The sequence below is a fragment of the Mesorhizobium sp. M4B.F.Ca.ET.017.02.2.1 genome, from assembly GCF_003998955.1.
GTDB classification, from domain to species: domain Bacteria; phylum Pseudomonadota; class Alphaproteobacteria; order Rhizobiales; family Rhizobiaceae; genus Mesorhizobium; species Mesorhizobium abyssinicae.
In genome coordinates this window covers 1-5,154 of record NZ_RZOF01000411.1, presented here as the reverse complement: position 1 = coordinate 5,154, position 5,154 = coordinate 1, and the positions used below count along the sequence as shown (strand labels likewise).

Below are 5,154 nucleotides of genomic sequence, written 5' to 3'. Positions count from 1 at the left end.
CCAGGAAACCCGCAACGACCCGAAACACCGCCATCGCCGCCGTGGCCGCGCTGGCTCTGGTGTCGGGAGCAGGTGTCTATCTCAGCGGTGTCCTGACGCCCGCCGCGCCGCCGGCCGGCAAGACGACGCTTTCCCCTTCGAAAACACCGAAGCCGGCGCCGACCGACAGCGCCGCCACGACGCCCCCCGAGGAGCCGGCAGCGGGCTCGTCCCGAAAGCCACAGACAGAGGCAGCCCGGCCGCCGGCTGAGAAGCCGGCAGCGCCGACCCCGGCGCCGGTCGAAAAACCGGCGGATGCGGCGTCCGACCAGAAGCCGGCGCCAACGCAGCCTGCCGAGCCCCTGCCGTCAATGGAGGAGGAACCAAAGCCGCCGACTGCCCAGTCGCAAGCGCCCACCGAACAAGCTCCATCGGCAAATCAGCAGCAGGCCAGCGATGGCCAGAAGGCGACTGCGCCGCCCACCAAGATCGCGCCTGCTACGCCGCCGGAAGAGATTGCCCCGGCCTCGCCATCGGTCGAAAAGGCCCCGGTGCCCGCCCAGCCGGATGTCGCGGAAACCGCGAAGCCGAAGCTGCCGGCCAGCCAGCCGGCTGAGCCCGTCCAGCCGAAGGTGGCTGACAAGGTTCCCGAGGGCGCGGCGACTGCACCGGAAGCGGCGAACACGACAAGCCCGCAGCCTGAACCGCCCGCCGCCGAGCAGCCGGATGAGACCGACGTCTTGAATGTGCCCAAACCGCAGGTTCCGCCGGCCGCTCCCCTCGACGAGACCGCGCTACGCGCTTCCTGGGTGCGCGATTTCAGCGGCGGCGACTGTTTCTACGCGACCATGACATCGGCAACCGCCAACGCCGCCGCGATCGAGGGCTTCGGCACGGCGGTCCAGCCGTTCGAGCGGCTGATGTCCGACTTCCAGTCGCGCTTCCGTGTCGAGCCGGATATCAGCGTGCGCCTCATTGAGCCCGCCCAATGCGAGGTCACCAATTTCCTGCGTTCTCTCGGTCGTTCCGATGCCGACAAGCCGCAGCTCGTCCTCGATCGGACATTGGTGCCGAACGGCGCGCCGATCGGCGGCACGCTGGTGACGCGTGGCGGCCTCATCTCCAACGTGCTCCTGATCGACCACAAAGGCATGGCGTTCAACCTCGACGACCGCATGGTCGTGCGGGCGGGCAAGGCGAGCTTCAGCATCCCGATCGAGCTCGGCGCCGCCGACAAGACGGCCGGCAAGGTCGTGCCGCAGGTCATACTGGTGATCACGGGACCTCGCGACATCCCGGCCGCCGTGTTCACAAGGCCCACTCCGGCATCCGAGCTGCTGCCCAGGATCCTTGGCGAGATCGAGGCCCGCGGATCTGATTTCTCCGCCACCGCCAAATATTTCCGGCTCGGCGGATAGCATGGACGCCGATGGAAATCCGCCGCTCGCGTTCTTCCTTCCCGCCCGTCCTCCCGCCACGCAAGCTGCGTGATCGGGCCCGAACCCTGCTTTGCCTGATCGGCCGCGCCAGGCCTGCCGCGATCCCGGTCGCGGCACTGCTGGCGGTCCTGTCGATCGGCCAGGCGCGCGCCGAGTTCACGGTCTGCAATCAGACGCTGGATGTCGTCAATCTAGCGGTCGGCCAGAAGGTCGACAATGCCGACCAGACGGACGGCTGGTGGACCATCGGCGCGAACCAGTGCGTCAACGTCATTCGCGAGGAGCTGACCAACCGCTACATCTACATCTATGCGACGGACGTCTTCGGCCACGCGATCCTGAACGGCTCGACCGAAATGTGCATCGACCGGCGCCGCTTCTCGATACGCGGCATCGACGAATGCTGGCAGCGCGGCCATATCGCGGCGCGGTTTGTCGAGGTCGACACGCTCGAACAGGTGCGGTGGACATTCTTCCTGACCGGGAACAGCCCGTGACGCACAGTATCGACACGAGCTTCAAGCTGAAAAGACAGGCGCGCCTGGCTTCGCGCAGGCGAAAGCTCTGGCGCCGGATCCTTGTCGGTCTTGCGGCGATGGTCCTGGTTTCGATCGGCACCGGTTTCTACCTCACCGCCGACTACTGGTCGTTCGGCGATGAGGATGAGGAATTGCAGGCCGTCGACGGCACGGAGGACGTCCCGGCCGACGCCTCGGTCTATGTGCCCGCCATCATCGACCTTGCCGGGGACCCGATGTGGATCACGCTCGCCCCCGATGCCGACACCTCGACGAAAGCCCATGCGATGGCGCGGCCGGCCGAACTCGATCAGGCCGGGATCTCGCCGCAGATCGAGGTGCTGTCGGACGTGATGCTCAGCGCCAGCGAGAAATTCATGACGACGATCCCGTCGACGCAGGAGGATTTCGCCTTCTTCCAGGCGCAGCGGCAGACCGCGTCCCCGCCGTCCGACGACCTGCAGGACGATCTTCAGCCGCCGGCCGGCGATCTGCAGAACGACCTGCAACCGACGCCTGTCCCCGACGAGGCGCCGGCCGCTGCGGGACAGCCGGCGGACGCCGACGATCCGGAGGCCGGCTGGGGCGAAACGATCGATGCGGGCGAGGCAGCCCTGCCCGCATTCCAGAAAACCCAGATCGAAAACAACACCAGCGTCGCGACCGTCACCAAGGAATACCAGCGCTTCGAGGCGACCGAAGACAGCTTCGTGAAGATACTCAACGACCGCAGCCTGGACAGCGTGGCGCTCGATGCGCATTTCTCGGCCGAGGACGCCAGGCTGGCGGGCGAAGCGCTGAAGGCGCTGTTCAACCGGGAAAGCCTGGAACCGGGCTATGTCGTGGCGATGCGCGGCTTCAGGCCGACCCGCGAGGCGACGACGATGTCGCTCATGCAGGTCTCGATCTACGCCAAGAACGTGTTCGTCGGCACGCTGACGCGCAATGCCGCCGACGCTTTCGTGTCGGGGGTCGACCCCTGGGTCCGCGAGGACCTGTTCAACTATTCGGGCGCGCCGGAGGAAGGAACGCACAAGCGGCAGTATCGCCTGCTCGACGCGATCTACTCGACGGCCGCGCGCAACAAGGTTCCGACCGGCGTGATCGGCGAAGCGATCATGTATCTGTCGCGGGGGCAGGATCTCGACGCCTTCGCCAGCGAGGACCAGCGCCTGGTGCTGATCTACTCGCAGACGCCACGCGGCCAAAGCGAGATCTCCGGACGGGTCCTCTATGTCGGCGTCCAGGGCACGGAAAAGAGCCTCGACTGTTTCGTTTTCCAGCAGAGCGACGGCCAGTTCGCGTGCGTCACCGGCAATGACGAGGTTCGTTCGCTGGCGGTGACAAACGGCATGGTCACCCCGGTCAGCGGGGTCATGACCTCGACCTTCGGCCCGCGCAAGCACCCGATCCTCGGCACGGTGCGAATCCATAAGGGCGTCGACTGGGCCGCTCCGGTCGGCACACCGATCATGGCCGCCTTCGATGGCGAGATCACGTTTCAGGGCGATGGCGGCAGCTATGGCAATCTGGTGAAGATCTCGCATCCCAACGGGCGCGAGACGCGCTATGCGCATATGCAGAAATTCGCCATCGCCAGCGGCGTCGGCACCAAGGTGAAAGCCGGCGACGTCATCGGCTATATCGGCACCACCGGGCTTTCGACCGGCCCGCATCTGCATTTCGAGCTCTACCAGGCCGGCGCGGCTATCGATCCGCTGGGAACGGTCACCACGGTTGCCGCCTACGCTTCCGGCGGTTCTGGCGGTACCGGCGATGCTGCCGTCGAGACGCTGACCGACCGCATCGTCCATGTCGAAAGCGGCGGCAGCGCGCGGGCCAAGAACCCGCTTTCCTCGGCGACGGGCGCCGGCCAGTTCATCTCCAAGACCTGGATCCGGATGATGAACACCTACCGCCCCGATCTCGCCCGCTCGCTGTCCACCGCCGACCTGCTCGCGCTTCGCTATGATGCGACGCTGTCGCGCGAGATGGTGCGCAACCTGGCCCGCGAAGGCGAGGCCTATCTTCGCGCCCGCGGCCATCAGATCACCGCCGGCCGTCTCTATCTCTGCCATTTCCTTGGCATGGAAGGCGCGCATCAGGTGCTGGCGGCGCCGGGCGCGTCGCAACTGAGCGCCGTGCTCGGCTCGGCCGTCATCCAGGCCAACCCGTTCCTCACCGGCAAGACGGCCAGTTACGTCGTCGACTGGGCGGAGCGGAAAATGGGGCAGAAGGCCCCTCGCATCGCCACCGACGCGGCGCAGCAGACGACGACCACGACCGAGATCCGGCAGACGTCGCCGGAATTCGAGAAGTACAAGCAGGCCGTCACCGCCCTTATAGGCTCGCTTCAGAACACCCTTTAAGCCCGCCGTTGGTGTTCCCTGCCGCCCGGTGATATTATCGGCGAACTTTTTTCGGGCCTGTCGTGAACCATGACTGTGGTTGAGATCACAGACGCCCAAGAGCCATTTTTGGCAGAAGCGACTGTGTCGCCAACGAAACTAGCATGCGCAGACATCACTAGCGCGCCCCGAAGGGGCGGAGGGCTGATCCATGAAAGCGTTCGCCGTCTTTCTGAGCGGATTCATACTGTTCGTCCTGGCCTCGCTTGGCGCCCAGGCTGCGGCCTCCGATAGTGGCGCGCCCGACGCCAAACGCGTCGCGCTGGTGATCGGCAACAGCAAATACGTCCATGCCGTCGCCCTGCCTAATCCCGCCAACGACGCGCACCTCATTGCATCGACGCTGCGCAACGCCGGCTTCGAGGTCATCGAAGGGGTGGACCAGGACAATGTGGGCATGCACAGCCTCATCAGCCGGTTCACCGAGCAATCCTACGATGCCGACCTCGCCGTCATCTACTATGCCGGCCACGGCATGCAGGTGGACGGCAAGAACTTCCTCATTCCGGTCGATGCCGAGTTGACCTCGCCGGCCTATCTCAAGACCCGCACCGTCCAGATCGACGAGTTCATGGCGGCGCTGCCGTCCGATCCGGCGGTCGGCGTCATCATCCTCGACGCCTGCCGCGACAATCCGCTGGCCAGGACGCTTGCCGCATCGCTGCCGAAGTCGCGCTCGCTGGGCGCCGGCCTGGCACCCGTCGAAGCCAAATCGGATGGCGTCGGCACCGGCGGCATCCTGATCGCCTATGCGACCGACCCCGGCGCCATCGCCTTCGACGGCAACGGCGTCAACAGTCCCTACTCGAC

Annotated in this window: 3 protein-coding genes and 1 pseudogene; all 4 read left to right on the top strand. The window is 66.1% G+C overall.

All coding sequences use genetic code 11. The annotated features are described in order from the left end of the window. Window positions 1-1,397, top strand: a pseudogene (locus EN738_RS35765) (serine/threonine protein kinase); the annotation flags it as partial. A gap of 11 nt (window positions 1,398-1,408) precedes the next feature. Beyond that, the gene (locus tag EN738_RS30640) at window positions 1,409-1,915 is read left to right on the top strand and encodes a DUF1036 domain-containing protein (RefSeq protein ID WP_245494820.1); all 507 of its coding nucleotides are present in this window, start codon (window positions 1,409-1,411) and stop codon (window positions 1,913-1,915) included. Beyond that, the gene (locus EN738_RS30635) at window positions 1,912-4,305 is read left to right on the top strand and encodes a M23 family metallopeptidase (RefSeq protein ID WP_127286877.1); all 2,394 of its coding nucleotides are present in this window, start codon (window positions 1,912-1,914) and stop codon (window positions 4,303-4,305) included. The genes EN738_RS30640 and EN738_RS30635 overlap by 4 nt, the downstream gene beginning before the upstream one ends. A gap of 190 nt (window positions 4,306-4,495) precedes the next feature. Next, a partial coding sequence (locus EN738_RS30630) for a caspase domain-containing protein (protein ID WP_189606047.1) occupies window positions 4,496-5,154 on the top strand: 659 nt, incomplete at its 3' end.